This is a genomic window from Bartonella sp. AP11XZML, from assembly GCF_042196445.1.
Lineage (GTDB): Bacteria > Pseudomonadota > Alphaproteobacteria > Rhizobiales > Rhizobiaceae > Bartonella.
Genome location: NZ_JBHIQF010000015.1, coordinates 38,633 through 65,033, shown reverse-complemented (window position 1 = coordinate 65,033; position 26,401 = coordinate 38,633). Strand labels below are relative to the sequence as shown.

33 protein-coding genes and 3 pseudogenes are annotated in these 26,401 nt (G+C 41.0%); 22 read left to right on the top strand and 14 right to left on the bottom strand.

All coding sequences use genetic code 11. The features are described from left to right. Positions 1–219 precede the first annotated feature (219 nt). From ACFIMG_RS01245 to ACFIMG_RS01230, 4 genes are read right to left on the bottom strand one after another with little or no spacing between them, the layout of a single operon-like run. Complete coding sequence (locus ACFIMG_RS01245) at positions 220–654, bottom strand: hypothetical protein (RefSeq protein ID WP_375678286.1); 435 nt, start codon at positions 652–654, stop codon at positions 220–222. Further along, positions 638–1,750 (bottom strand): DUF1376 domain-containing protein, encoded by a 1,113-nt coding sequence (locus ACFIMG_RS01240; RefSeq protein WP_375678287.1) that lies wholly within the window; start codon positions 1,748–1,750, stop codon positions 638–640. Before ACFIMG_RS01240 ends, ACFIMG_RS01245 begins: the two co-directional genes overlap by 17 nt. Continuing rightward, complete coding sequence (locus ACFIMG_RS01235) at positions 1,740–2,075, bottom strand: hypothetical protein (protein ID WP_375678288.1); 336 nt, start codon at positions 2,073–2,075, stop codon at positions 1,740–1,742. Before ACFIMG_RS01235 ends, ACFIMG_RS01240 begins: the two co-directional genes overlap by 11 nt. After that, the gene (locus ACFIMG_RS01230; RefSeq protein ID WP_375678289.1) at positions 2,065–2,412 is read right to left on the bottom strand and encodes a DUF1376 domain-containing protein; all 348 of its coding nucleotides are present in this window, start codon (positions 2,410–2,412) and stop codon (positions 2,065–2,067) included. The genes ACFIMG_RS01235 and ACFIMG_RS01230 overlap by 11 nt, the downstream gene beginning before the upstream one ends. A 167-nt stretch (positions 2,413–2,579) precedes the next feature. Between ACFIMG_RS01230 and ACFIMG_RS01225 the strand changes: the two genes are divergently transcribed. After that, positions 2,580–3,347 (top strand): hypothetical protein, encoded by a 768-nt coding sequence (locus ACFIMG_RS01225; protein WP_375678290.1) that lies wholly within the window; start codon positions 2,580–2,582, stop codon positions 3,345–3,347. A 454-nt stretch (positions 3,348–3,801) separates the two neighbouring features. Here the strand turns inward: ACFIMG_RS01225 and ACFIMG_RS01220 are convergent. Further along, positions 3,802–4,133: pseudogene (locus ACFIMG_RS01220) on the bottom strand (hypothetical protein). A gap of 12 nt (positions 4,134–4,145) precedes the next feature. Next, positions 4,146–4,439, bottom strand: a complete 294-nt coding sequence (locus ACFIMG_RS01215; protein WP_375678291.1) for a helix-turn-helix domain-containing protein — start codon at positions 4,437–4,439, stop codon at positions 4,146–4,148. Between the two features lie 87 nt (positions 4,440–4,526). On the opposite strand from ACFIMG_RS01215, the gene ACFIMG_RS01210 reads away from it, so the two are divergent. From ACFIMG_RS01210 to ACFIMG_RS01165, 10 genes are all read left to right on the top strand, one after another. Further along, positions 4,527–4,880, top strand: coding sequence for a helix-turn-helix domain-containing protein (locus tag ACFIMG_RS01210; protein ID WP_375615508.1), 354 nt, complete (start codon positions 4,527–4,529; stop codon positions 4,878–4,880). A 272-nt stretch (positions 4,881–5,152) separates the two neighbouring features. Further along, positions 5,153–5,527, top strand: coding sequence for a hypothetical protein (locus tag ACFIMG_RS01205; RefSeq protein ID WP_375678292.1), 375 nt, complete (start codon positions 5,153–5,155; stop codon positions 5,525–5,527). 66 nt (positions 5,528–5,593) lie between these two features. Then, positions 5,594–5,956 (top strand): antA/AntB antirepressor family protein, encoded by a 363-nt coding sequence (locus ACFIMG_RS01200; protein ID WP_375678293.1) that lies wholly within the window; start codon positions 5,594–5,596, stop codon positions 5,954–5,956. Positions 5,957–5,970: 14 nt separating this feature from the next. Beyond that, entirely contained in the window at positions 5,971–6,699 is a 729-nt protein-coding gene (locus tag ACFIMG_RS01195) for a Rha family transcriptional regulator (protein WP_375678327.1), read from the top strand. 140 nt (positions 6,700–6,839) lie between these two features. Beyond that, positions 6,840–7,631: an ERF family protein gene (locus tag ACFIMG_RS01190; protein ID WP_375678294.1), complete on the top strand. Its 792-nt coding sequence runs from the start codon at positions 6,840–6,842 to the stop codon at positions 7,629–7,631. Position 7,632: 1 nt separating this feature from the next. Beyond that, entirely contained in the window at positions 7,633–8,256 is a 624-nt protein-coding gene (locus tag ACFIMG_RS01185) for a lambda exonuclease family protein (RefSeq protein WP_375678295.1), read from the top strand. A 110-nt stretch (positions 8,257–8,366) separates the two neighbouring features. After that, a complete protein-coding gene (locus ACFIMG_RS01180) occupies positions 8,367–9,125 on the top strand; it encodes a hypothetical protein (protein WP_375678296.1) in 759 nt (252 codons plus the stop codon). Then, positions 9,122–9,592 carry a hypothetical protein gene (locus ACFIMG_RS01175; protein WP_375678297.1) on the top strand — a complete coding sequence of 157 codons (471 nt, stop codon included), beginning with the start codon at positions 9,122–9,124 and terminating at the stop codon, positions 9,590–9,592. The genes ACFIMG_RS01180 and ACFIMG_RS01175 overlap by 4 nt, the downstream gene beginning before the upstream one ends. A 124-nt stretch (positions 9,593–9,716) precedes the next feature. Continuing rightward, a complete protein-coding gene (locus ACFIMG_RS01170; protein WP_375678298.1) occupies positions 9,717–9,965 on the top strand; it encodes a hypothetical protein in 249 nt (82 codons plus the stop codon). 2 nt (positions 9,966–9,967) lie between these two features. Then, entirely contained in the window at positions 9,968–11,005 is a 1,038-nt protein-coding gene (locus ACFIMG_RS01165; RefSeq protein ID WP_375678299.1) for a tyrosine-type recombinase/integrase, read from the top strand. A 354-nt stretch (positions 11,006–11,359) separates the two neighbouring features. On the opposite strand, the gene ACFIMG_RS01160 is transcribed toward ACFIMG_RS01165, so the two are convergent. The 4 genes and pseudogenes from ACFIMG_RS01160 to ACFIMG_RS01145 form a co-directional block, all read right to left on the bottom strand. Then, positions 11,360–12,418, bottom strand: a complete 1,059-nt coding sequence (locus tag ACFIMG_RS01160) for a hypothetical protein (RefSeq protein WP_375678300.1) — start codon at positions 12,416–12,418, stop codon at positions 11,360–11,362. Continuing rightward, a complete protein-coding gene (locus ACFIMG_RS01155; RefSeq protein WP_375678301.1) occupies positions 12,387–13,613 on the bottom strand; it encodes a hypothetical protein in 1,227 nt (408 codons plus the stop codon). Before ACFIMG_RS01155 ends, ACFIMG_RS01160 begins: the two co-directional genes overlap by 32 nt. A 4-nt stretch (positions 13,614–13,617) precedes the next feature. Further along, positions 13,618–14,229 (bottom strand): annotated as a pseudogene (gene lexA, locus ACFIMG_RS01150) (transcriptional repressor LexA); the annotation flags it as partial. Positions 14,230–14,343: 114 nt separating this feature from the next. Then, on the bottom strand, positions 14,344–14,850 hold the full coding sequence (locus ACFIMG_RS01145) for a GIY-YIG nuclease family protein (RefSeq protein WP_375693554.1): 507 nt from the start codon (positions 14,848–14,850) through the stop codon (positions 14,344–14,346). 563 nt (positions 14,851–15,413) lie between these two features. Between ACFIMG_RS01145 and ACFIMG_RS01140 the strand changes: the two genes are divergently transcribed. From ACFIMG_RS01140 to ACFIMG_RS01090, 11 genes and pseudogenes are all read left to right on the top strand, one after another. Further along, the gene (locus ACFIMG_RS01140) at positions 15,414–15,635 is read left to right on the top strand and encodes a hypothetical protein (protein WP_375678303.1); all 222 of its coding nucleotides are present in this window, start codon (positions 15,414–15,416) and stop codon (positions 15,633–15,635) included. Then, positions 15,628–16,076: pseudogene (locus ACFIMG_RS01135) on the top strand (DUF2924 domain-containing protein). Before ACFIMG_RS01140 ends, ACFIMG_RS01135 begins: the two are co-directional and overlap by 8 nt. After that, positions 16,073–16,285: a hypothetical protein gene (locus tag ACFIMG_RS01130; protein WP_375678304.1), complete on the top strand. Its 213-nt coding sequence runs from the start codon at positions 16,073–16,075 to the stop codon at positions 16,283–16,285. The pseudogene ACFIMG_RS01135 and the gene ACFIMG_RS01130 overlap by 4 nt, the downstream one beginning before the upstream one ends. After that, the gene (locus ACFIMG_RS01125) at positions 16,267–16,614 is read left to right on the top strand and encodes a recombinase family protein (RefSeq protein WP_375629542.1); all 348 of its coding nucleotides are present in this window, start codon (positions 16,267–16,269) and stop codon (positions 16,612–16,614) included. The genes ACFIMG_RS01130 and ACFIMG_RS01125 overlap by 19 nt, the downstream gene beginning before the upstream one ends. 72 nt (positions 16,615–16,686) lie before the next feature. Beyond that, positions 16,687–17,301 (top strand): recombinase zinc beta ribbon domain-containing protein, encoded by a 615-nt coding sequence (locus ACFIMG_RS01120; protein WP_375693553.1) that lies wholly within the window; start codon positions 16,687–16,689, stop codon positions 17,299–17,301. Then, a complete protein-coding gene (locus ACFIMG_RS01115) occupies positions 17,301–17,447 on the top strand; it encodes a hypothetical protein (RefSeq protein WP_375678306.1) in 147 nt (48 codons plus the stop codon). Before ACFIMG_RS01120 ends, ACFIMG_RS01115 begins: the two co-directional genes overlap by 1 nt. Beyond that, a complete protein-coding gene (locus ACFIMG_RS01110; RefSeq protein WP_375612852.1) occupies positions 17,440–17,850 on the top strand; it encodes a hypothetical protein in 411 nt (136 codons plus the stop codon). The genes ACFIMG_RS01115 and ACFIMG_RS01110 overlap by 8 nt, the downstream gene beginning before the upstream one ends. Before the next feature lie 197 nt (positions 17,851–18,047). Beyond that, the gene (locus ACFIMG_RS01105; protein ID WP_375678307.1) at positions 18,048–18,596 is read left to right on the top strand and encodes an RNA polymerase sigma factor; all 549 of its coding nucleotides are present in this window, start codon (positions 18,048–18,050) and stop codon (positions 18,594–18,596) included. Positions 18,597–18,791: 195 nt separating this feature from the next. After that, positions 18,792–19,349 (top strand): hypothetical protein, encoded by a 558-nt coding sequence (locus ACFIMG_RS01100; protein ID WP_375645430.1) that lies wholly within the window; start codon positions 18,792–18,794, stop codon positions 19,347–19,349. An 87-nt stretch (positions 19,350–19,436) separates the two neighbouring features. Further along, positions 19,437–19,574 carry a hypothetical protein gene (locus ACFIMG_RS01095; RefSeq protein ID WP_375678308.1) on the top strand — a complete coding sequence of 46 codons (138 nt, stop codon included), beginning with the start codon at positions 19,437–19,439 and terminating at the stop codon, positions 19,572–19,574. A 152-nt stretch (positions 19,575–19,726) separates the two neighbouring features. Next, a complete protein-coding gene (locus ACFIMG_RS01090) occupies positions 19,727–20,164 on the top strand; it encodes a lysozyme (protein WP_375612856.1) in 438 nt (145 codons plus the stop codon). Here ACFIMG_RS01090 and ACFIMG_RS01085 read toward each other — a convergent pair. Genes ACFIMG_RS01085 through ACFIMG_RS01070 form a run of 4 tightly spaced genes read right to left on the bottom strand, consistent with a single transcriptional unit; the run spans position 20,161 to position 26,401 of the window. Beyond that, positions 20,161–21,534 carry a DNA methyltransferase gene (locus tag ACFIMG_RS01085; RefSeq protein ID WP_375678309.1) on the bottom strand — a complete coding sequence of 458 codons (1,374 nt, stop codon included), beginning with the start codon at positions 21,532–21,534 and terminating at the stop codon, positions 20,161–20,163. The genes ACFIMG_RS01090 and ACFIMG_RS01085 overlap by 4 nt on opposite strands. Further along, on the bottom strand, positions 21,518–23,425 hold the full coding sequence (locus tag ACFIMG_RS01080; RefSeq protein WP_375678310.1) for a DNA methyltransferase: 1,908 nt from the start codon (positions 23,423–23,425) through the stop codon (positions 21,518–21,520). Before ACFIMG_RS01080 ends, ACFIMG_RS01085 begins: the two co-directional genes overlap by 17 nt. After that, a complete protein-coding gene (locus ACFIMG_RS01075) occupies positions 23,413–26,196 on the bottom strand; it encodes a DEAD/DEAH box helicase family protein (RefSeq protein ID WP_375678311.1) in 2,784 nt (927 codons plus the stop codon). The genes ACFIMG_RS01080 and ACFIMG_RS01075 overlap by 13 nt, the downstream gene beginning before the upstream one ends. Beyond that, positions 26,189–26,401, bottom strand: coding sequence for a helix-turn-helix domain-containing protein (locus ACFIMG_RS01070; protein ID WP_375612860.1), 213 nt, complete (start codon positions 26,399–26,401; stop codon positions 26,189–26,191). The genes ACFIMG_RS01075 and ACFIMG_RS01070 overlap by 8 nt, the downstream gene beginning before the upstream one ends.

Sequence of the window (26,401 nt, the reverse complement as noted above, 5' to 3'; positions counted from 1 at the left end):
TTTTAATTCCTATTTTTACCAATAGGTTAATTTACCTCAAATTTGACCGTACAGAGCGTTTTATATTATAGATATGGTTTTTCATCGTAAAATCTTTAAATCGCTTTGTACGGTGCCTTTTTGACGATTTAAATGCATGTNTTTTTCATCGTAAAATCTTTAAATCGCTTTGTACGGTGCCTTTTTGACGATTTAAATGCATGTCTAATCGTAAAATGATCAGCACTTTTCACTAGTTTGCTGTGGACCAAAGCGTTTCATTATCCCACCAATGCCATTTAAAGTCTCTTCAAGCTCTTGCTTGTGAACAAGCGTTATAGGCATTGAATGCTCTTTCGCTGTTTTTTCTTTGAGTGCTTTCTCACGTGTGTTTTCAATTGCTCTACGTACACTTTCGGCTTTTGCAAGAAGGGTGTTTTCTACTGTCTGGCAATAAGCTAAAAGCTCTCCACAAGTTGGCATAAATGTTTTTGATATCCCAATTGCTTGACCAGTTACGATATCTTCGACACCCTTTTTCAGAGCATATGCTGAAATCCGTTCCAGCATCATGCTATAGGATAGGACAACGGCTTTGGAATCTGTGTTCGCAGGGACTCTCATGCTTGAGAGTAGGAAAGAAGCTTGCTCAATTTGCTTAACTGAAGCTTTCACAGAGAGCAACGCTTGTAGACGATTGCAAGCATCTAAGGTTTGCACTTCCTCCTGTTTCGTCAATGTATTCCCAGCTTTCAGCGTCAATGGATACCCCGGACTGATCATTTCCATAATCTTCTGCAGATGAGAGATGATCTCTGAGTTCGTTGAAGCCTTCTGCAAGCTGTTCTGTGAAAGTTTTCTGAGTGAATTTTCCATGATAACCACCTAACCGTTCTTCCTGTTCTAATCTTGCTTTTTTCTTTGCTAGCGTTCCGATAGGGCTTGTGACCCAATTGTACCAAGTCCTTTGCCAATCCCGTTTGTTTGCATTTTTACCTGGATTTGCTATCCAGTAATTTGTGAACCGCTCAAATTCTAACAGCGCCTCATCATGCGTTAATCCTTGATCGATTGCGTATTGCAAATTAGGTTTGAAATCCTCAGGCAGTCGATAGCCTCGATTAGTTTTCGCTCGTTTTGATTTTTTGGGAACGTTCTCTTGCTCGTGAATGGGAGGTTGGTTGTCTACACCCGTTGTGATTTGCTCTGATGTGGTTTCAACAGCAGAAACCTCTGTTGGCTCGTCAACCTGTTCGTTTGTTTCTAAACTTTCAGAACCAATTTCTTTTTTTGCTAAAACGATAGTTTTAGTTTTTTTATTATATATGTTTGTATTGTTTGTTATAGCATCACAAGCATCATGCTTAGCATCCTTAAGCATACTGTTAGCATCATGCTTAATATCACAAACATCTTTTGTATTTTTATCCCATCTTGCCTTCGCTGCCTTCTGCGCTCTCTCTGAAAACTTATTCAAATTCTCATTAGAGTTGTTGAGTTCCTCTTCAACCTGTAAACTCCATAAACGACCGTCTTCTAAACGTATCAGTTTCTCATCACTCAATAAAAAATCTAGCGCTTTATTAAAAGCTTTTACTGAACAACCAGAAATGCGTGCTAATATAGAGGCATTCTCAAGAATTGGCTGTCTCTTCTTATACATAAGCAATATCAACATCATATAAGTCGATATTTGATGCGACGTCATTCCACTAGCATCAGATACCCAATCAGAAGGAAAACAACGAACCCAAGCTAATTTAGTTGACATATTTCCCCTCCTGTTCTTTATTATTATTTAGATCTTCATTGAAGTTATTGAGTTCCTCCTCAACTTGTGAACTCCACAAACGACCATCTTCTAAACGTATGATGACTCCAACCCTCAATAAATAATCTAACGCCTTTTCAAATCTTTTTACTGAACATTTAGTAAGATAAGAGAATCCTTGTGAATTATTTATAAGAGGTTCGCCAGTGTAGAGCATTTGCAAACGCAACCTGAGATAAACATTGCCTTCAATTGCGGGTAAACAAGCAAGATCAAGAAGCCACTTGTCTGCAAAAAGCCTCGTCCATGGCAACTTAGTTGACATATTTTACCTCCTTTTCTTCATTATTATTAAAGGCAAAATTATCTAGCTCTTCACTGAGGTTATTGAGTTCTTCTTCAACGCGCGTATTCCACAACCCATTATCTGTCTCAACAAGTTTATCATTCCTCATTAAGTATTCGACAATAGCTGCAAATTTTTTCTGTGAACAATTGCAAGCACGTGCAAGCGTTTCAAAATCTTCTTTAATTGGTGCTTTTTTATCGTACATGCGAACGAGAAGCGTCATATAAGCGCCCCTTTGCTCTAACGTCATTCCATCTGTACCACTTATCCAGTCATACAAATGGAATCTTATCCATGGCATTGCATTAGACATGCGCGCCCCCTTCTTTCATTAAATATAAATGAGTGATCATAATCCCCCCCCTTAAGGCTCTACGTATTTATATGTTTGCTATGACAGAGCGTGTTGTGATTGCCTGTCTTGAAAAAATGTTTGTGAAAAAGTAACCTCCCAGTGATTCTAAAAAAGTGGGGGGAGTTATGATGCAAGATATGATCCAAAAAGAGTGGATAGAGTGGATAAAGATATTTTTTACAAATTTCCTGTCATTTATCGCATCGATTTCAGTATCGCTTATTTTAAGATGCAAAGACCGTAAAGCAGACGCAAAAAAACAAGCAGAAAATAGGAAATGGATAACCAAGCAATTTGCAGAAAGAAAAAAACAAACTGCAGCTCTTGAAAAGATTGCCACGAACTTAGGAAAAAACCTGGAAATTTTATTAAAAGATAAAGATATACGTGCTTTGAAAAAGCTACTACATATTGAAGCAGACTTTGATTTACTAGAAACAGAAAAAGGTATTTCACGTATCGCTATAAGGATGCATATTACAAACTTAGCAAAACAAGCTATTGTAATGAGAAAGATAAAAATATCTGAAACAAATCCCTTTGAATTTTGTATACGTGCTATTGTTTTTCCTAGATATCTTGATTCTTTCGGTGATATTCTTTCAATCATCAGAAAAACTAATAAGCATGTTAACTTATATCTAGAAGATATAAAATCTAATACTAACCCAAAATTTGCTTCAGATTTATTTGTCATACCTGTCCACAAATACACTGCTTTTGATCTCCTAATAAATTGCCCCGAGGATCAAGCTCAAAGCGTTGTGAATTTTACCCTTGATTACACATTACAAAAAAATCCAGATAAATTAATCACTGCTGATTTTTGGACATCATCAACTCACACAAGGCAAACGTATAATAAAATTATTCCTGGAGTGTTTCTTCCATAGCTACCTTGCGTAGAAATTCCTTGTGATCGGGGTCTATAGCGTCTGCATCTGCTACATGGTGTAATGGAATAGTTTCGCCTGGACGGACTTTAAATGTAGGTGAGGTGAGGAAAAATATTGGTTTGAACCTTTTTATTTTCAATGACATGTCTTCCGTTAATCGCATGTATTGTTTCAATATTTCAATCAGTTCTTCTCGTTCCTTAGCTGTTTCCGTAAGAATTTTGAAGCACCTTTGATATTCCTGAATAATAAAAAAGTATAGTACTAGTATACTAGGGAGTATGACTAAGATATTTGATATTGCCATTATTATGTTTTGACTCATTATTTATCTCCATTCTTCATTATCTTGTGAATATTGCTTGTCTTGAAAAAATGTTTTTGAAAAAGGAACCTCGCAATGTTTCATTGTTAATTAAACAATCTTGATTTTTGGCTCAAATGACGCAAGTTAAAAAACTTCTCCTGAAAAAACAAAATCGATCAATCTTGGTTCTTCTTTTTTGTTGATTAACTCAATGATTTTATTATTTAGTTCGTCAATAACTTTCATCTGTGAAGCTAACTTTAGCCTTTGGCTGTATAGCGTTTCTTTTTTTTGCTTAATTAAAGAGGATAGGTTTTCAAGTACTACTTGCTGTTGTTCAATTGACTTATCTCGCTCTGCAAGAGTGGCTTCATGCCATCTCATCCAACTATCAAATTTTGACTTATGCCATTCTTCTTACAACCTATTAATCTGCAAATCCGTGTATAAAGTTTCTTCAATATTCCGTTTCTCATGATCTTTCTTCTTTAAGAGTGTGAAGGGTGCTGTTGATGTTCATTCTTTTCTTCATATTGAAGCTTCGTCATTTCATTTTGTTCACATGGCTTCATGCAAACAGTGGAACCCTTGACAAAAGCAGGCGTTGGAGGAGATTGTTCATTCCATAACGCTTCGAGAAGATATGCAACGGCTCCTCTTGAAGGAACACCATATTTTTCCCAACGCCATACTGTTGACTTGTTGACGCCTAACCGTTCTGCCATTTCTTTCAGAGTTAAATTCAGATTTTTACGTAACTGTTTTACTGCTATTTTTCCCATAAAAAGTAATATGCATTATGAGTACTTAAAAGTCAAGTCGAAATGCATACCAATTATATGCAATATGAATATATTAAGGAGATAAAAATGCTTAGTAACACGATAGACCAATCTGCTAGATTAATAAAAGCGCGTTTAGCGCGTGGTTTTAGAAGTGCTAAAGAAGCAGCTAGATATTTTGGCTGGAACTACTCTAGCTATATACAGCACGAACAAGGATTAAGAGGAATATCGCGGGCATCTGCGAAATATGCAAAAGCATTTAGAATTAGTGAAGGATGGTTATTAACTGGAGAGGGAGAAGGCCCCTCCTTTCCAATTCCTGCGACAAAAAAAACTGTTGATGAGCAAATTATTAATCTACTGCAAAAAACAACTCAACCAGATAAAGAAACAATTCTTCACCTTTTAAATCGCCTGCATGCAGAAGAAAAAAAATAAAAGCTTTTTTCTTTCATTACTAAATGTAGAAACCAGATGCATTATTTTGTTATCTAGTTCTATATCGCTTTTTATTATTTTCATAACCATTCACCTTCCCCTTTCATGAGAATCGTCATTTAGAAAAAATCTTCTTACAAGATTTTTATACCGTTAAAAATAAAATACACATAACGCATATTTTATTGTTGACAAGTATGCATTATGTGTATTATATATATTCCATAAACCACGCACAAACAATCGCCAAGAGGCGTTAGGGAGGAAAAATTATGGAAAATCCAATTCTTATAAATTCTGATGAAATCTTATTAGTTGTCTATGATGATGATCAAAACATTGGTCGATCGGGACCACTGGATGAAAGCCAAGTTCTAAAAATTATTGACGAGGCAGATGATGCAATCCAAATCTTTCGCATCAATCCTTCTGAGAATAATTGTGAAGATATTTCTGAAGAAATTGCAGAAGCATATGTAAAAGAAAATATCGAACATCTCCATGAGGAGAGTAAAGTTCATGACTTTGTACGCGAAAGTGATGCTTACCAAGAACTTTTAGACGAGATCGCAGACGAAAAATATAATGATGAGATTTACGGTACTTACGAACAACAACACCGTTTGCGTCCTTGTGATGTGCTTTAAAAATTCTTAAGGGCGCTTTTAAAAGCGCCTCCCCTTTTCCCGTCAATAATTGATTAGAGTAAACTTATGACCACACATGATACTCATATTCATAGTGAAGGATATCTCACGCCTGAAAACGAGGTAGACAACAAAATCGGTTATGTCCAAATGGTCAATGCCCATGTAATGCATAGGCACTTACATTTGAAACAAGATTTTTCCACTTGGTTTAATGATTGTGTTGAGAAGCTTGATCTAAAAGAAGGCATGGATTTTGTTTTTACAAAACAAGAATGGAACAGACAGAAGATTTGTCCAAAATCTGAAATAGAGACAGATAAAACCGATAATCATTATTTCAAAATTCACGCAGCAAGGAAAATTGCTCAAGCAGAACGTCATAGAAACTATGGCGGAATATTATATAAAACCTTGTGTTTTTCTTAATTAAGGGGGTGATGATGCGAAACTTTATTACAATATCTGAAAACAATTTTCAAAACACAACTGTTCCAACCATGTCTAGTCGTGAAATTGCAGAGTTATGCGGTAAGCAACATGCGCATATTATGCGTGATATTCGAAAAATGTTAGGAGAATTATATCCTGAAGGGGGTCAATCCAAATTTGGATCCACCTATTTAGATAAACAGGGTAAGCCCCAAAACTGTTACAACCTCCCCAAACGTGAATGCTTAATTCTCGTATCTGGTTACAGCACTGCCTTACGAGCAAAAATAATTGATCGTTGGCAAGAGTTGGAAAAGCAAGCGGTAACACCACAAATCGACTATTCAAGTCCAAAGGCTATGATTGGCTTTTTGAATTACCTACAAGGTCAAATAGATCAAAAAGACACCATCATTGAAGATTTAACACCAAAAGCCATGGCTCTTGAAAGCTTACAGCGCCATGATGGACTCTTCGGTCTTACAGAAGCCGCTAAAATACTTGAGATGCAACCAAAACAGTTCATTCAATTCTTACAGCAAAAAGGTTGGGTTTACAGACGAGCAGCAGGTGGAAATTTGCTACCGTATCAAGACAAAATCCAAAAGAAACTTATGGATTGTCCAACCATCACACTTCAAACCGCAAGTGGAATAGAAAAAGTCATTCCTTGCGCAAAAATCACAGCAAAAGGAATTGGTGTGCTGTCTCAAGAGCTTAAAAGACAAACCATGCATTAAAAGCAACAATTATGGAAAAGAAATACGAACGACTAATCTTATAGTATCTCTATAAACCGTTTCTAACCACACAAACAACTTTTTAAAACATGCGTGATTCACGCCACGGGGGAATTGCGCTCAAATAGGAGGAAATCAAGATGAGTGAACAAAACACTAACCTAACAGAAATTGAAGAAACGCATCACTTAGCGGTTAAACAAACTGCTATGGAACGTATTTTAAACAGAGCCTTAGAAAATGACGTCGATATGGACCGTCTCGAGCGTCTCATTGCCTTACGAGAAAAAGAAATAGAACGACAAAACTACGAAAGATTTGCCAGGGATCTTTCGAATATGCAAATAGAATATCAAAAAATACAAAAAAACTCTACAAACACCCATACAAACAGTCAATATGCAACCCTTGACCAGTACATTGATGCTGTAAAGAAGCCTCTTGCAAAACACCGATTTGCTTTGTTTTCTCGTATCAAAGAACAGAGTTCAGACAATATAATTGTAGAAATGACTTTGACGCATCCGTCTGGAAATAAAATCTCAACAGAAGGAAAGTTTCCTTATGACACTAAAGGATGCAAATCAAATATACAATCGGTTGGTTCTGCAATCACATACGCACGCAGATATCTGTTAGGTATGCTTCTTAATGTCGTGAGTGAAGATGATGATACGGATGGGAACACACCTATTAAAAAGGCTTTTCCACAACAGATCAATGAAATCAGAAGACTCGTCGTACAAACCCAAACAGAAGAAGAAAAAATACTTGCTTATGTCAACGTCAAAAAGCTTGACGATATGTCTGAAGGACAAGCACAAACGGTGTTACATCTTTTGAAAGATAAACAGAACAAGCAAAAGGTAGAAACAGATTCTACACAAGATACCGATATAGCAACGCCACACGAACAGGGAACGGCGGTGTGAGATGGAACAAAGAACAGCAGAATGGTTTCAAGCGCGCTTAGGAAAAGTCACTGCTTCAAACGTTTACAACGTACTCAGTAAGACAGCAAAAGGTTTGCTTACAAGCAAATATGAAGACTACAAAACGAAACTCATGGCAGAACGCTTAATAGGGGAAATAAGCCAATCTTATACAACACCTGCTATGCAATGGGGCATTGAACATGAAGAGAATGCCTTAAGAGAATATGAATTCATTTATGACGCAGAAGTCACAAGATGCGGGTTTATCCCACACCCAAAAATGGAAATGGCGGGGGCAAGTCCTGATGGGTTGATTGGAGAGGACGGTTTAATCGAAGTCAAATGTCCACAATCAACAACCCATCTTCGTTTTTTTATTTATGACGAAATCAAGCCTGAATATATCGCACAGATGCAATTCCAAATGGCATGCACTGGACGCAAATGGTGTGATTTCATGAGCTATAATCCAAACTTTGTAGGCAAATCTACTGGTTTGAGAATGAAAATCAAACGCGTCCACCGTGATGAGCAATACATTGAAGAGATCAATAAAGCGGTCGAAATCTTTTTAGGGGAAATAGAACAAGAGATGCAAAAGATTTTGGCAAAAGCTGCTTAAACATATGGGGGTGCTCTCTCCTCCCAGCACCCCCGCCCTTTCCTAACAACTTTTAAATAATGCATGCTTCACGCTACGGGTGGATTGTGCGCAAATCAAGGAAATAAACCATGGAAAAGAAATACGAACTTACTGATGAAACAACTGAGGTTGATGGCAAAACTCTCCACCGCATTCGTGCCTTACGAGACTTTGGTGGTATTAAAGCAGACGACCTAGGCGGTCTTATAGAGCATGAAGGCAACTTATCCCATGAGGGCAATTGTTGGATTTGGTATAAGGCTTGTGTTTTTGGAGATGCCCGTGTTTATGGCAATGCACGTGTTTACGAGAGCGCACACGTTTTCGATGAAGCGCGCGTTTACGGTCGTGCAGAAATTTATGGAGAAGCAAAAGTTTACGGTGATGCATGCATTTACGGCAGGGCAGAGGTTTACGATTGTGCACGCGTTTACGATTATGCAAAAGTTTTAGAAAATGCACATGTTTACAGTTATGCATATGTTTCCGATAAGGCAGAAGTTTATGGCAATGCAAAAATTAAAGACGGGCATGTAGGCGATAGTGCAAGGATTTATGGTGATGCTAAAATTTATGATCATGCAGAAGTTTACGGTAATGCATGCGTTTCCCATAATGCAGAGGTTTATGGTTATGCCAAGGTTTTTGGTGATGCCTTGGTTTTTGGCAATGCACATGTTCATGGGCGTGCAAAAGTTTACGATGATGCACGCATTTACGATGATGCACGTGTTTACGATAAGGCAGAAATTTACGGAGAAGCAAAAGTTTACGGTGATGCAGAAGTTTACCGTAGCGCACACGTTGATGACTATAACGCCATATCAACTGGAGAAAAGACCAGATGAAAAAATATGAACTGACAGATGAAACAATCGAAGTTGGGCGCAAAACGCTCCGCCGCATTCGTGCATTGAGAGATTTTGGGGACGTCAAGCAAGGTGATCTTGGCGGCTATATCGAGAAAGAAGACAATCTAAGTCATGATGGCAATTGCTGGATTGGGGATTATGCAAAAGTCTATGGTTATGCCAAGGTTTTTGGTGATGCTAAGGTTTACGAAAATGCACAAGTTTACGGTTATGCACATGTTTACGGCAATTCTCGTATTTATGGCAAAGCAGAAGTTTATGGCAATGCACAAGTTTACGAAGAGCCATACATTTACGATAGGGCGCGTGTTTACGGCAATGCGCATGTTTACGGTGATGCGCATGTTTACGGTCATGCAAAAATTTACGGTGAAGCATGTGTATGTTGGGACGACTGGATTGATGACGATAGAAGAATCTCAACTAGAGAAAAAAACAGATGAGAAAATACGAACGACTAGTCTTATAGTATCTCTATAAGCCGTTTCTAACACTGAAAAACAAACTTTTAACACCAGCGTGATTCACGCCACGGGTGAATTACATCTAAAATGAAGGGGAATAAACATGCCACACCGCCCACCTACTATCACGCAACCAGCTATTGCTCGTGCTTTAAGAGAAGCTAAAAAACAAGGATGTGAACTCATAGAAATCAAACCTACAGGGGAATTATTAATTCATATCAATAAAACCATAACACCAACAACGATAGATAATACTTATAGCATTGACGATTTTCCACCGCTTGAAAACGAGCAAGAAGACTACGAGACCAGCAAAAGCTGCCCCTCTGTCGACGGTATAAAGTTTTAGCCATGCCAAAACGCCGTCCACCGCATCTTGTTCGTGAACGTACACGCCATGGTAAAGTTATATGGTATGTACGTATTGGTCATGGACCACGGTTTCGGATTGAAGGAACCTATGGAACGCAAGAATTTGTTGACAATTATACGCTGGCTATTAAACAAGCGCAAAATGGCTCCTCCAAAACAAAGAGATGTACCAGACTCACAGAAGGGTCTTTCGATTGGTTGTTGCATCAGTATTTACAAAGCATGCAATGGCATAATCAATCAGAATCTACTAAAAAAGTTAAATATCGAATTCTGAATAATGTTTCTAAACATATCGGTGATCGTGCATATAAAAGCATAAACAAACAACACATTCTTGAAGCCGTAGATAGAAGGCGAAAGACCCCCGCGGCAGCAAAACATTTTTTGACCTCTTTAAACGGTCTCTTTAATTGGGCGGTTGATAATGCCCTTTTAAATAGAAATCCTGCCTTTAATATAAAAGCACCAAAATCTTTAAACAGTGAGGGATTACTGCCATGGCTAGAAGAGGACATAGACAAATATTATCACCGTTGGTCACATGGTACACATGAACGCGTCTGGATTGATGTTCTTCTTTATACAGGCTTGCGTCGTGGTGATGCCGTTCGTATCGGCTGGAAAGACGTCAAAGATAATATCATTTATCTCAAAACAGAAAAGAGCCAATTTAAAACAGATGTTTTTCTTCCTATTTTACCAGAACTAGAGGAAACCCTTAAAATTGGTCCCATAGGTAATGAAACATTCATTTGTGGTAAAGGTGGAAATAAGCTTGTCAAAGAAAGTTTTGGCAACCTCTTTCGTGAAGCATGTAATGCGGCGGGTATTAAAAAATCAGCGCACGGATTGCGAAAATTAGCAGCAACACGTGCAGCCAATGCTGGTGCGACAGTTTCGCAAATGAAAGCGCTTTTTGGCTGGACAGAAGATAAAATGGCATCCCTTTATACCAAAACAGCTGATAGAAAACGACTTGCAATAGAAGCAATCAAAAAACTTCAAAAAAATTAGGGATAGGTGGAAAATAAGTTAAAAGAATCAACGGAATCAAAATTCCCGAACTTTTATATAACCTATTGATTTTATATAAATATAACGCTCCCTCTCTCTCCGCCATTAACCTAAAACGAACTTTCATATGCCTTATATGGCATAGCCTCAAAAGCCCAGCATTTGCGGGCTTTTTCGCTATTTGCAATTGACTTCCTCTCTATAAAAACACCCCGTTTTTCTCTAATTTTTCTCCTATATATGCCCCTTTCCTGAAAAACACCGTACTTGGAAAAACGAAGTACGGAGCTTTTAGTCATGGGAAATCAAGGGTTTGGCAATTGACCAGTTCGCAGCAGTCTATGCCTAGCATTGTCAACCAGTGAGCTGACGCAGGACATTATCATCTGCGCGAATGATGAAGCGGGCTTTATAGCACTCCTCTTTACGCGACCATCGAAGCGGGTTTTCAGAAAGGCCGAAGGTCTGTTTGAGTTTGTTTGCTAATTCCTGCTTCTGCTTTTTTAGCTTATCATCTGCATCGCTATCCTGCCACGAGAGGCTTCCCCCGGTTTTTGCAAGAACCAATAGGAGTGTCCACTGGTTCGTTCTTTTTCCAGATCTCTGATCTTTCATCTTCAGATGCTCAGGTTCCAGACGTTTCTGAGTTTGTCCGCATGTCACTGACAACATCTCTGTTGCGGTAAATTCGAACACAAACTGCTCCCATGTTGCGCCTGCTGGTGTCGGGAATTGGTACTCAGATCCCGGTTTAGCTGATTTCGGCAACACCGTTTCCAACCAATTGGAGATGATGGTTTGAGCGCTGTCTCTCGCCGTGACCTTGCCTGCAGCATCAACGACGAGCACATCATTTATGCCGATGAGCTTGGATTTATGCCTGATGCTTGCGTCAGAGCTGGCAGTGCTGATAAGACTGCTGGTGGAGGCAATTAACAGAAACGTCTGATCAGCCATGCAAAGCTGATTGACAATTTTATCCAATTGCGAGGATGTCTGGCCCAAAAAGCAATAGACAGGAAAGCTATGCTCGGCTTGTGGATTGAGCACACCAAATTTCCAAAGAGCCGTTTGGCCCGTGATCTTTTCATTTTCCTCAGTAAAACCAATGGCCTCAGCAATTTTGGTCGCCAGCTTTTTATGATCTATGCGATACAGCGCCAGTTCTGATTTTTTGAGCGTGCGTCGGTCGAACTGCTTGGTATCTGATGTGCAGATGCCAACAATATCGCTAGACCCATGTTGCACGACATTCATGTAGCACCCAGCTCGGCCATTACAGGGAATGGCAGATGCCTGCTCATTGGTGATGGCAAGCAGTTCTTCTGGAAAGTCTAGCCATTCAGCTTTTACACCCTTGCCACCAGAAAGCTCTATGAGTTTACGCCATGGCGGCGATTGATACGGCGTCATGACTCTCCTGATGTGCTACGGGTTGTTTGCTGTCTTCTTCCTCTTTCTGCTCATTTACAAAGCCACGTTTCCGCAGCCATGTTTCAATCAGGTGAGAATCTTCCTTGCGATCAAAGTTGGCCATATTCGGTGTTCGCACCTTGACCATGCGTGGACGTTTGGCATTTTCAAATTTCACCGAAAAACTGGCTGAGACTAGTCTGCCAAAGTTCGGGAATTCACGATCTCTTGAGGCTAAGGACGCAAACACATCATTTGAGCGTAGCGTCTGCTTGTCATTATACGGTCCAAGAAACTGGTGCTGGATTTCTACCAGCTTTATATCTTCCAGCCCATCAATATCGGCACAAGCCAAAGCATCAACGCCGTTATCGATCAGTGGCTGCAATGTATATTTTTCTGCGCCGGGGAAATATTCAGCCTGACCGAAGAGATGTTGGCTGAACAAATCTAAATACATGGTGCGCTCTTTCTTGGCACCGGACTTATTAAAGACGGCTAGTTCATTATTGGCACGATCATAGACAATCACGTCATGAAACTCTGGGCGGTAAAAAATGGTCTTGGATTGTCCAGATTCAATCTTGCCCTCACGCTTAAACGGCATGCCATGACGGATCAGGAAGTATGTCTTGTCTTCGTCCTCTGCGCTGACAGGCAAAATTCGACAGTCAGTGCCGCGTTTATTTTTCAAAAACCAAGCGTCCATATCAGCTTCCAGCGTTCGCATGGTTTCTGATTTTGAAAGAGTAAACGTATCAGGGGACCTTTGATCAGACTGGAAATACATGAATGATTTTGGCTTGAGGATCATCGCCTCTGCGTGAGGACGCTTTAAAAGCTCGGGATCGTGCAGCCATAATGCTAAGGCCAAATCAGCTGCTGTTGAATCTTCATGCGTGTCAATATTATTGGCTTCAGCCTGTTCACTCAACTCTTCAAAATGTTCACCATCGGACATTTCTTGAATGAAAAACAAGGCTTCAACGAATTCAATGTCCATATCCTCTGATGGATTCATCAGAACTTGGCAGAGCGTTTCAAAATCCAGCTCATTATCTTCATTCAGTTCAAAGCTGAACCCGCGTCCGGTCAGGTAGCTTTCATACCGTTTAAGAAAAGTAATCAGATTATCTTGTTCGATGTGTTTCAAAACATCAGGTTGGGCAAAACGTCGTAAATTATAGGTGCTCATGTAGTTATCTTCCTTGGGGTTCGTCTAGGAGGGCCTCGGTGTCAACACCCGAGCAGACGTGTAAGACCTTCCCAATTATTTTAAGTTCATCCTGTTGTCCTATGATGATGGGTTTTCGTTTCTGATTTTCAGGGCGCAGCTCAATATGCTCCCCTTCAATACTCAGCCGTTTTACAGTGGCCTCTTCGCCAACCATGGCCACCACAATATCGCTGTTTTCAGCAATAGATTGCTGGCGCACAACAACGTAATCTCCCTCGAAAATATCAGCATCGATCATGCTGTCGCCGTGCACTTTGAGCGCAAAGCACTTCCCGCGTAGAACATTATTCGGCACCATGACCTGACCAATCTTGTTTTCAAGAGCAAGAATCGGTTGGCCAGCCGCAACCATCCCCAAAACAGGAACAGCCGTCAAGTTGGTCTTATCCGGTGTTTGTGCATGGAGGATTTCGATGGACCGCGCTTTTCGCGCCTGTCTGCGAATATAGCCTTTATCTTCCAGTCGCTTGAGCCCTTCAAACACACTGGGTGCTTTCACCCCCAATTCCACAGCAAGCTCTTGTACCGTGGGCGACATCTCCATGGCACGTTTCAGGCGCTCAATGGCCTGTAATAAACTCTGGTGCTTGTGTTAATCTATCCATCTTACACTCAGTTATGGTTAAGCCCTTGCTCGCCTCTTGTGAGCAAAATGCGTTTCCAGAAGACTTCTCTTTCCAGTATTTTTTCATCGGGGGGGGGTGCTAAGCCGCTGCTCAAGCAACGCAAAACGGAAATGAGAACGGCAGTAATCAATTCGCGCTTTGTTTATCATATCATGAATGCTTTTGTTTTCCCCATGACCCGTTTCAATGTAACACTTCCATCGTGACCATATGCCTTGATCACCATAAGCAGAGCCGATGTAGCGTTTTCCCGTATGTGTATCGGTAATCGGGTAAATACCCTTAACGCATTCTAGTGCTGTTTTCCAATCTGGCCTGTCATTCTTGATCAAGACTTCGAGCTCTTCAAATGATAAGTCTATTTTATCGTATCCGCAGAATGCTCTCCCGGAATATGGCTCACGCAAAATCTCTTGCACTTCAAACTTATGGTAATGTGGCTCCATATTGGTCCTAGTCGTGCGGTTGCGATAAGATGATCGGATTTTCAGACGCCCAATAAACTCTTTGCCCAAATCAGTAAGCTCAACCTCATAGCGGTCTGCATGTTTCTCCAATACTCTGAACACACCACCGAACAGCCAGATGTCGGTTTCGTAGTGAAATTGCATGAGTGAGAAAATAAGCGGCCTGTTAAAATCATTGCGGCCCGGCCAGTATTCCTGCCAGCCTTGCCATTCTTCTTTGCTTCTTCCCCATACTTCTAGCGGCTGCGAGTGCTGGTTGTATCTCGCAAAGTGAATTTTATAGTCGGCCAAATTTTCAATCGGCCATATATCTTTGAGCAAAATTGACATTTTCAAACTTCAACTATATCTTAATTAACAACCTAATATAAATTAGGCTTATGATTTTCACAAGCCTAATTTGATTCAATGCACAGCACTGACTGAACCGACAGTTTTCAAGTCATTTCAGTAAGTAACTCCTTGAACGACGCAATAATTCTCAAGGAGGTTCGCCATGTCTTCACTTTCCCCAAACCTAATAAATGAACGAGATTGCCGCAATGAGGTAGCGCGTTTGCTGACACTTGGCATCCTGCGTCGCAAGATACGCCTGAACCGTCAGTTCGAGCCAACACATCCCTCTAATTCATTGGACTTCAGGTTTTTTCCAAGCGTTCATGTCCATGACGAAGAACCAAAAAACCAAGGAGTTCCTGATTAGTCATGAAAACAAAGAGCTCACCGAACGGGAGCGATTACAAATCAAGCTGGGCCAACTTCCTGCCGGACTTGTGTCCGATGCAGATCGGCAAAAGGAAGTTGCCCATATTGTCGGCTTGGGCTGGCAACGCCTCCGCTTGAAGCAAAAGAAAAAAGCAGAATCGCAGGAAGTGAAGAATGGATAAAACACTTCTGGCGCGTGTGGCGGCGCTCCCAAATATGCCGTTATCCGACTTAAAGGCTTTATGGCGGGATGTGTATCAGGACGAACCACCTGGTGGCCATAAAAGCCACATTGTCCGCAGACTGGCTTATCGCCTGCAGGAGCTTGCTTACGGCGTTGATCCACAGATTGAGAACCGGATCGAACAGCAGGCCAATGATTTATTCGGCTCTGGCAAAAAAGCCAAGCCGAAACGCAAGACACAATATCAGCGGCCCATCCCCGGTATCAAACTGGTGCGGGAATATAAGGGCATCAGGTCACCATTTTAGAGGAAGGTTATGAATATGCAGGCTGCCTATACAAAAGCCTGTCCAAGGTTGCACTGGCCATTACAGGCAGCAGCTGGTCTGGACCTGCCTTCTTCGGATTAAACAACAAAGCACAAAGAGACAAACATTGAGCACAACCACACCGAAAAAACGCTGCGCGATTTATACGCGCAAATCCACCGAGGAAGGCTTAGACATGTGGTTCAACAGCCTTGATGCTCAGCGAGAAGCTTGTGAATCCTACATCGCCTCACAAAAGCATGAAGGCTCTGGTTCCAGCTTCCCGATAATTACGATGATGGCGGCTTTACAGGCGGCAATATGGATCGCCCAGCTTTAAAACGCCTTATGGACGACATCAAAAGCAGCCTGATTGATACAGTTGTCGTGTACAAGGTTGACCGCTTGTCACGCTCCTTGGCTAATTTTGCCAAACTGATTGATCTGTTTGACGAGCACAAAGTGTCCTTCGTTTCCGTTACTCAGCAATTCAACACCACCACATCAATGGGCCGATTGACGCTGAACATCCTGTTTAGCTTTGCCCAATTTGAACGTGAAGTGATCGGCGAACGTATCCGCGATAAATTGGCAGCCTCCAAACGCAAAGGCATGTGGATGGGGGTGTCACACCTATGGGCTATGTGGTCAAAAACCGTGAGCTTGTGATTGAGCCCGATGAGGCTGAGGGTATCTGCAAAATATTCGATCTATTTTTGATGACCAGAGTCGCCCACGGAAATGGCAAAGATGTTGCCGCGCATGGGGGTAAGCAAAAAGCGCACAACCAAAAACGGACGTGTTATCGGTGGTAAAGCACTGGATAAAGACGGCCTTTATAAGATTCTGCAAAACCCCATCTATATCGGAAAAATCAAACATAAAGATAAAATCTACGAAGGCCGCCATCCAGCCATCATCGATATAGACACGTGGAATAAAGTCCGCGCCACCATGAAAGAAAATACCATCAACCGAGGCGCAATCACGCGGAAGAAAACCAAGGCCATTTTGATGGGGCTTTTGAAGTGCGGTGAATGCGAATGTGGATTGGTGGCAAGTCATACCCGTAAAAAAGGTGGCAGGCTTTATCGCTATTACACCTGTGAACATTACCGCAAAGGTATCAACCCGGATTGCAAGGTTCGCAATGTCAGCGCCAATGAAACGGAGGCATTGATATTGAATCAGCTTCAAGCTGTTTTTGCCTCGCCGGAGATGATCATGGAAACGTGGCGCGAAGCACAAAAAGAGGATGAGACCATCACGGAGCATGAGGTTTACAGCAACCTGAATGACATCGTCCCGATCTGGAAAGAACTTTATCCTGCTGAAAACAACGCATCCTTGAGCTGATGATTGAAAAAGTCATCGTCAATTATGAATTTGTCGATATCCGGATCAGGGCTGCAGGCATGGATAGTTTGGCTCGGGAATTGGACGAGCAAGACAAGCGGCTGCAAGGCATTTCAACAAAAAACTGGAGGAGAAAGCATGGATAAATGCGTAAATATGATGGCGAACAACAGCATTTCAATCCGGGTGCCAATGCGGATCAAGAAATATGGTGGCAAGAAAATGATTATTTTGCCCGAAGGCTACCAAATGACCCCGCCACAAGAAGCACCCAAGCAAGACGAAACATTCGTAACGGCCTTGGCCAAAGCCTATTACTGGCAAAACCTGCTTGATACGGGGCGCTATAAATCCATTGATGACATGTCACGCCAACGCCAGATCAACACCTCTTATATGTCGCGGATACTGCGCCTCAATCAACTTGCTCCCCAGATCAAAAAGGCCATCTTGGATGGCACGCAGCCGCGCCAGTTAAGCCTGCAGGATATACAAACCCCATTTCCCGATATTTGGGATGAGCAATTAAAGCATTTTGGATTTGCCTAATCTCCCTTCGGTGAAATTTCACCGACCACCCTGAAATTTTTTTCAAAAAAATTTACACCCACCAAAGCCCCGGCATGCGGGGCTTTTTTGTTTTTGCGCCTTGAGTAACGCACCGATTTTCAGGGTCTCCAGTGAGTTTTCGCCAGTCCCAGTTGACCCGCCCGCGTGGCGGCTAACCGCAACTGGAGACGAAAACCATGAGCAAAAACAACTATGAAGGCATCTATCCTTATGTCGTAAACCAAGTCCGTTATCACGCACGCAGCCTGATGCGGCACTCCGCCATTCATGGCGTAGAAGTCGAGGACCTCGAGCAAGAGTTGATGCTGGATTATTTATTCCGCAAGCAGGCTTATGTTCCTGAAAAAGCAAAATGGTCGACCTTTGTTGACCGCATCCTCAACCACAAATGTGCCAGCCTCATTGAGGCCGCCCGCGCCCAAAAACGTGGGTCCGGCATCAGTGATTTTTCACTTGATGCGTGGCTTGAGGATAAGGACGGCGACGACAACGCTCTGCCTGACCCTGCAACCGAAGACCTGACCAACCGCGACCTTCAAATTGACCTTGAACAAGCTGTTCAGCAGATGCCGTCGCATCTGGTGTTTCTGCTGGTTGATCTGCGAACGCTCAGCATCAGTGAAATCTCACGCAAAACCAAAACCCCACGCTCAACCCTCTACGGGGCGCTGTCCGAACTTCGCGGATCGCTGAAGGAGCGTGGCTTTGCGAAATATCTGCACTGAGCCGCCGACAAGTTTTTGAGCCCTCTCGGTAAGTAACTCCTTGAAGGCAAGAAAACATGCCGGGTTCTCGCGGAAATACAAGACCTGAAGCAGGAAATACCGCGACCGCTTTGCTCTTTGGGCGGCGTCAGAATCCGGCAGCCGAAACGACATGACCAAAGAGCAAATTTTAACCTACGAAATCAAGGAGGTTTCATGTTTAAACCATCGTTACAAAAGCTGATTAAAGACAGCCTTTACGCCAAATATGTTTCGGCATTTATTCAAATCCCGGCACTTGGTGCCATAGAAGAAGACACCACCAAACCTATCCATGAGGCCACTCTGGATGATCTGGCCTTTGCCGCACAGGCTTTGGATAAAGAACAAAGCGCCATTTACAAGCGCCTGTCTGCCATCCGTGAGCTTTATATGGAAGCGCAACGTCAAGGCCATACGCAGCGTCTTGAAGAAATACAGGTGCAGGCCGATGTGGCAGAAAGCAAAGCGCTCTATGCTCATGCCAGCCAGCCCAGTGGGGTGAAATGGGTTGAGGCTCTGCGTGCATCTGTTCGCCCGATTATCACCTATGCGTTTTTCATTCTGTTCGCCACCGTCAAAACCGCTGCACTGTTCAAGTTATTGGATCAGGGTGTCGGAATTACCGACGGACTGATCGCCCTGTGGGATGCTGAAACACAGGCATTATTTGCCGCTGTCATGTCCTTCTGGTTTGATCAACGTGCCTTAGCCAAGTTCCGCTCAAATCCTTGAAAAACAAGATCTTATTCACTTGATAAGCGCCCGGAATGAAGCGTTACTGTAAGTGTAAAAAGTAATTGAAAATAGGGAGATAACACCATGAGCAAACTATTTTACAAAGCCGTGATTGAAGATGTTCAAAATGAGAAGTGTACCGATGCAGAGCTCGAAGCACTGCTCGATGCTTTTGAATACACGGCCAAGAAAATGGCCACCACACTGGTCCGTAAAGCTTAGTACGCACTGGAAGATTACGCCACGGCCAAGCAATACGGCATTGACCGCTTTACGCTGATGATTGAGCGCAAAGAAGTCCTCGGGCAAGAGCAATGGCATGGCGTTTTTGAATATGGGAACAAGAACCTTAAAGTTATAGGAACACTGGAAAAATGAGACATATCACACAAAACGAATTGGACCTGATCAAACGGTTCGAGGGCTTCTCTCGAACCGTTTATTTTTGCCCGGCTGGCTATCCCACAATCGGTTATGGCCATGTTGTGAAAAACGACGAGGACTTTTCGGCAGGCATTGATGAAACACAGGCTGAAGAACTCTTGCGCCAAGATGCCCAGATCGCAGAGCGTGCCGTCCTGCGCCTAATCAATGTGCCGCTGACAGATGGCCAATTCGATGCGCTAGTGTCATTCACCTACAATCTTGGCGGCGGAGCACTCCAGCGTTCAACACTGCGCCGTAAAATCAATCGTGAGGAATACGCCGAAGTACCAGAACAGTTCATGCGCTGGGTTTGGGCGGGCAGACGTAAGCTCAAAGGGCTAGTTCGGCGTAGGTATGCCGAATGCTTGCTTTATCAAATACACTAGAGTGGTTTTTCTAGTACAATTATTGTTTCTCTAAGCAGCTCTTTGAGTCTTGGGTTCATTTTCAGCTGCTGGCCAGATGTGCTAGCTCCTCGGCAAACAATCATTTCCCTTACTTTGAAACCTGTATCTTCTGCTATCTTAGCTAGGAGTGTATCTGTGGGTATGGGTATTCCTACATAAGCACTTTGGTCGACAACGATGTGCATAAATCCGCCTTTTAATAAAACATCGTAGCAGTTTTCAATAATTGTTCGCATATCATAAAAATATGATCGAAGCATACCCGGCACGAGACGTGTACGACTGTCACGCTTGCCAGTCATTCTCTCTTTTTCAGGAATCTTTTTTTCGATTTCAACACACAGCGTATCAACTAAATCAATATCAGTTGTTTTTTCAGCAGACTTTTTAATTCTATAGTTTCGTACAAGCCTTTCCCTGTATTTGCCAAGTTTGCTTAGTAGAGAATATTCTCCAAAAACAATTTCCAGCTTATATGATTCAAAATAATCGAATGAATTTGCATAGGGCGGAGAAAATATAATAGAGCCAGCGTGATCGCCAGATATAGCACTTAAACTCAACTTTCTTGCATCAAATTCTACGCCACGTGCTAAACTGTCCTCATTGTGTGGGTTATCTTCATAATCAATCAGTATTAGTTGCAGCTGGTCCAAGAAACGCTTTTTAACGTCGCCTACAGGTGAAGGTCTTGTTGCCAGCCCATTACCATCACGTTTTCGATTAGAACAGTCCTCCAAAATTGCTAATAAACAAAAATTCAAAATGTTGAATATGCGTTTATTTGATTCTTCGTGAATGCGACGCTTTATTTTAACAAGTTCAGTAAAGTTGCCTTGATCAAAATATTTACTAATTTGATCCTCATACTCGTTGTATTCATATTTTTCATGGTCAGTACATTTATTCCAATTATTTATTATCTTATGAAGTTTCTGCAGTTCACCTGTAGATAAAGCGTAAGATTTGACTTCTGTAGATAATATTGCGAAAGGATTAACGTCTAGGCCGACAGACGAAATGCCTAGCTCTGACGCTGCTACAGAGGTTGAACCTGAGCCGCACATGGGATCAAGAACAATACCGCCAGAAACGTTTGGGTATCTGGATAAAATTTCTTTAACAAGATCTCCTGCATAACCTTCGCGGTATCTAACCCACCTGTGGTATGGCTGTAATTTTGAAACAGAAGTGTTAACTAGTTTTTTAAAGAAAGATTCTTCATTTGAAACATTATATTTTTCTTCTAGATATTCTAAAGATTTACAGAGTTCTGTAGACGAAAATGTATCTTCCAAATCCGACCATATCAAACGTGGTTGATTTTCTGATTTAGCAAGCTGCAACATCCGCTAAGCCCTCCGTTTCTTGATTAGTTCTTAGATCTATCCGCGCATAGGCTTTTTCTAGCGACATCGAATTAAATTCGTTTTCGATATCCTCAATATTTGCTCCATCTTTAATCTGACGTATTAGGCAAAGGGCCGAGTTAGCATAAAGCTCAACTAAAAATTCCCCGAATGACACACTGCAGTCTTTTTCTTGAAGCTTTAACATCGTATCATTGAGACATTCATTGAAACTGCCATTATAGTCTTTCTCATTAGGCAGACTTTTCTTGCTGAATGTATAAATAAAATCACCCTGTGGAGTTCCATCGTGACGGAGGTGCGCCGTATCTCGATAAGCATGAATGGCTTCTTGGTAAAAAATCCCTTCCGGTTCAATATGAAATCCTGCATCCAAGGTTGCTTTGATAACGGCATACCATGCTCTAATATCTTTATTGTTAAAGGTGTAAACCAAGCAACCGTCTGATTTTAATACTCTGTTACATTTTTGAAAAACGCCGAGTAAAAGTTCATAGTAATCGGAAAAATCTTTCTGGTAGGTTTTATCTTTTGTTTTTCTGTGAACAACGGCTTCAGAAGCAAGCTTATGCTCTGGAAATGGAAACTTAGTTCTGCCTTCTAACCAGACCTGCCAAAAAGCACACAATTCACCATATTGGACATTACTTCCATATGGTGGATCAGTTATAATCATGTCGACAGAACCATCTGGGATATCGACCTGTTTTGAATCCACGCATTGCACCATGAAGTCCGCAGAGCCCTTTTCAAGGTCTGAGAAGTTCAGAGTATTTTTCTTTGAATTAAATCTAGAATCTCGATCTTTTAGGCCAGACTTGATCGCCTTTAATCTATTGTCAAAATATTCAAATGGATTGGTTTCAATAAATTGATTTGGTATCCAAAACGCATGCTTTGCCCACGCAACAGGTCTTCCATCCATCCAAGATGAAGTTGAGAAGTTCATGTTGTTGGTGTACCTGATTAATGAACTCAATATAAATATTAAAAAATCATACTCGGGATCACTCATATCTTTTTGAATTTTAAGCTTCTTGGCCATTTCAAAAAAGCTCGCCGAAATCAAAAGGTTTCTTGGGGTGAAAAAATCCGTAAATTTCACAAAGCCTTTTCTATGAAGACAATCTTCCTGTTGTCGGTCCCATTCAGCCGGAATTTCAAAATCAGGAAAATGAAGTCCTAAACTAGTTTTTAATTTCTCTAGGTTTTCGCTATATTGTTTATGTTTCTCAATATCGTCTCTAGACGGTTCCTTTGCATCATGTGCTCCGCATTTCTTGCATCGATATCTTAAGCTAATTATTTCACTGGAAATTCTGGGAGCGTCTGCTGCTTTAATATTTGAGCTGCAATGGTCGCAGACATATATGCCATTCTTTTGTTTTCCAGCATCGTTAAGCGCTTTATTGTCATTACGAAAGGACGTGTTTTTGCTACAATGTGGACACTTTATTAAATATGCATGCTCTATCCAACGAACATGTGCCTTGTCGTTTTTACAGTCTCCGCATTCTGTTGTAAAAGAATCTTCAAAATGACCTTTAACCATTTTCTTAAGGTCAAGTGCATAAGAAAGAATTTTAGCGGCATCAACGTCACAAATTTGGCAATACTGGATGAAAGAGGCTACCGGATTAACATCGGTCGAAACAATTTTTCGATTAAGAGTTAACCCTTCAATTAAGGTGACACCCCCTCCACCAAATGGATCAAAAATTATTTGACCTTCCTTCGTATAAAAGTCGATGAGTTCACGAAATACATTGTGAGGTCTTCTCGCGAAATATTTATGCATTTTATAAATCGGAGTGTGACCAAGTGACTTTAAATGTTTGCTAAAATATTTTTTTTGATTTATTTCGCCCATAGCGTATCTCCATAATCTTTATGTATGTGTTTTTCTGACTCCGCAAGGAGTGACGCTAGGAACGCTTCTTTTTCCTTTATTATCAAGAAGATATTTTTATTTGAGGTAAAGCACTCATCAAAGATTTCTAGGTGCCGCATAAGGTACCGATACTGGTTTCCAGCTGTAGTACGATCTGTCCATACATTATTGTACGAAAAAGCCTTTTCATATCTTGAATTTAAGTCTTTAAGTATCTCATTTTTATTTGCTTCGTTTGTAAGCAAAATATTAGGGTATGCAGCTTCTATTTCCTTGGCAACCGATATTGCAAGTTCTAAATCAGGCTTTCCATCATTGAATTGAATTGAAAATAAGCTGTACAAAAACTGGATGTAGTTCAGGCTCTTTATTTCAAGCATGAAGCTAATCGCCTCCCTATATGGAAAGAGAATACCGTCTTTATGTTCTTCCCTGTACAAAAGAAACTGGTTTCTAAGAGCGTCTAAAAAGCTTATATGGCCTTGCTTGTACAAAAGGCCTAGTTTACTTAATTGGTATTTGTTTCTCTCTACTTCATGAAGGAAGCCGACCCTTTTACAGTGAGATACATTGTTATTGTTTATTCTGATCTCTTTTGACGTGTATATTGCATCAGGGTTATCAGTGATAATTTCAAATGTAGGAGTTATTAAGCTTTCTTCTAATTTTATTGGTGTATAGTCACAAAGTGTCTTAAAAATACGTGTGAAGTCGCCTTTTCTTTCATTTTTTCCAAGTTTACTACCGACACCTATGCTACCCGTTGGGTTTTTGTTTACGTTTGCAATTCGTAGCAAAAGCGCATCTTTAAAGTCCGAAGTGTTCAATTCCGTTGGCAGATTTATAACTACTTTTCCCGGAACAGAACTACTACCTTTTATTCGACCTTTTGCAGCAGACAAATTGATTGAATCGATCCATTCTGCAAGAGCTTCATCTTGATCTCGCATAGCTTGAATGAGATTAAATAAAGCTTCAAATCCAGCTCCAGAAAGTACATCTTCACCTTCTTGATCGAGTAACACAGGAACGATTATATACGAAAGCCTGCCTGTTTCTCCAAATTTCTGTCTTACAGCACGACCGACAGCCTGCACAATGTCAATCATTGAACCTTTAGGGTCAGCAAAGAAGACAGCATCAATTAGAGGAATATCTATTCCTTCAGTCAAGCAACGAACATTTGTGATCACGCCCAGTTCTGAGTCTTCAAAATTTTGTATTATCTCAGCACGATCTTGAGCAGTCATGGCTCCGTTGATGTGTGCAATAGCAGTCTTTTTATCACCAAAAGAGCTCTCAGCAGACAAGCGATTTGCAAAATCACGAGATTCAGAAATCTTGGAGTGAAATGATATAACCTTTGTTAATCCAAGATCTTGTATGGATTTCTTTAGCAAAGCTATTTTATAAATATTTTGAACAGTTTCTGTATGACTATCATCATCAGTCACATAAACATTGTTTTTTATAAGTTGATTATATTCAGAACTGCTAATTCCCGTAAATACAATGCGATAATCTGAGATAATATTTTTCTCTATTGCTTCACCAAAAGTAAGCCGGTGAAAAACATCACCATAGATACTTTTATCATTCATAGAAAAAACAGAGAGATTATGTTCTTCGAGTTTTGAGCTTAGTTTTGGTCTAACGAGGCGCTCTGTAGCGGTAAGAAAAAGTTTTTTCTTTGTTTTAATGGCAGCATCGTCAAGAGCAATATTAAACTGAGAGTTTGAAACTCCCGCAGTTCTGTGCGCTTCGTCATAAAAAGCGATATCGAATGAAAAGCTATTTTCATTCTCGGATAGCGCATTCTTTATTACTTCCGCAGACTGATATGTACTAAAAATAAACTTCTTTTTATTAGAAGGCTGGGCAATAAAATTACGTACAGCTTCTGCTGAGGTAGTCACAGGTATATCAATATCGCCTATATCAATGTTATTGCTATCAACTTCTGCATCAACTGTTTGATCACTGCAAACGCACAAATACTGAAATGGCGATGAAGACTCAGCGGACCACTCCTCGAGTGCTTGCCTAACAAGTTGCAGGCTTGGGGCAAAAAATATTACGTTGTCAGCTTGAAGATGCTCAAGGGTCCACAGTGCGATGAGAGTCTTTCCTATTCCACAAGCCGCAATGAGCTTTCCTCGATCACTTGATGAAAATCCAGAAATAATGTCTTGAAGTATCTCAGATTGATATGGTCGAGGACTCTTCTTATCTCTTTCAATTTGAATATTTTGAGAAATGGCAGACTGATATAAAGAAGAAAAGAAGTCTTCGTCCAAAGAGGTAAATCGGTCAACTAATGCACTTAGATGCCCGGTTTTTTTATGAGCTACATTCGGCAGAATGTGAGTGTTAGAAATAATCAACCTGTAATCAGCGTACTCTGCTTCAGCCCAAAATGTTGAAAGTTCGCGTGATGTAAGTGCTGCTCGCCCAGACCGGAACTTGGCTTGCCAAGCGATATAATCTCCTGCGTTGTTGATAAAAACTCCATCTACGCCATAGTCTGTTTTCTCCAGACGAAGCTTATCAACAACATGCTTTGGAAACGGACGGTTATCAACAATTGGGCAATATATCTCTTTAATCTGATGTAAGTCAGATAAGAACTTCAAATAAAAATAACAGAAATATTCAAACGCATCGCCTTTAGCTTTGTTGTCACCAATAGCCTCAAGCGTTCTCTCAAGAGAATTCCAATCGCTGTATTTTGTCTTAAAAATATCAATCATCTTTGTTGGTTCTTTTTTCTTTTGATTGTTCGTTAACGCCTTCTTCTATCCACTTTTCGAGCTGCTCTCGTTTGAAACGCCAAGCTCCACCAACTTTGAACGCGGGTATCTTCCTGTCTGACAGGAGTTTATAGACGTGCCGTTCTGTTACTTTTAAGTAACGGGCTACTTCCTCAACTGTCAGAATATCGTGCTCGTCAGACAT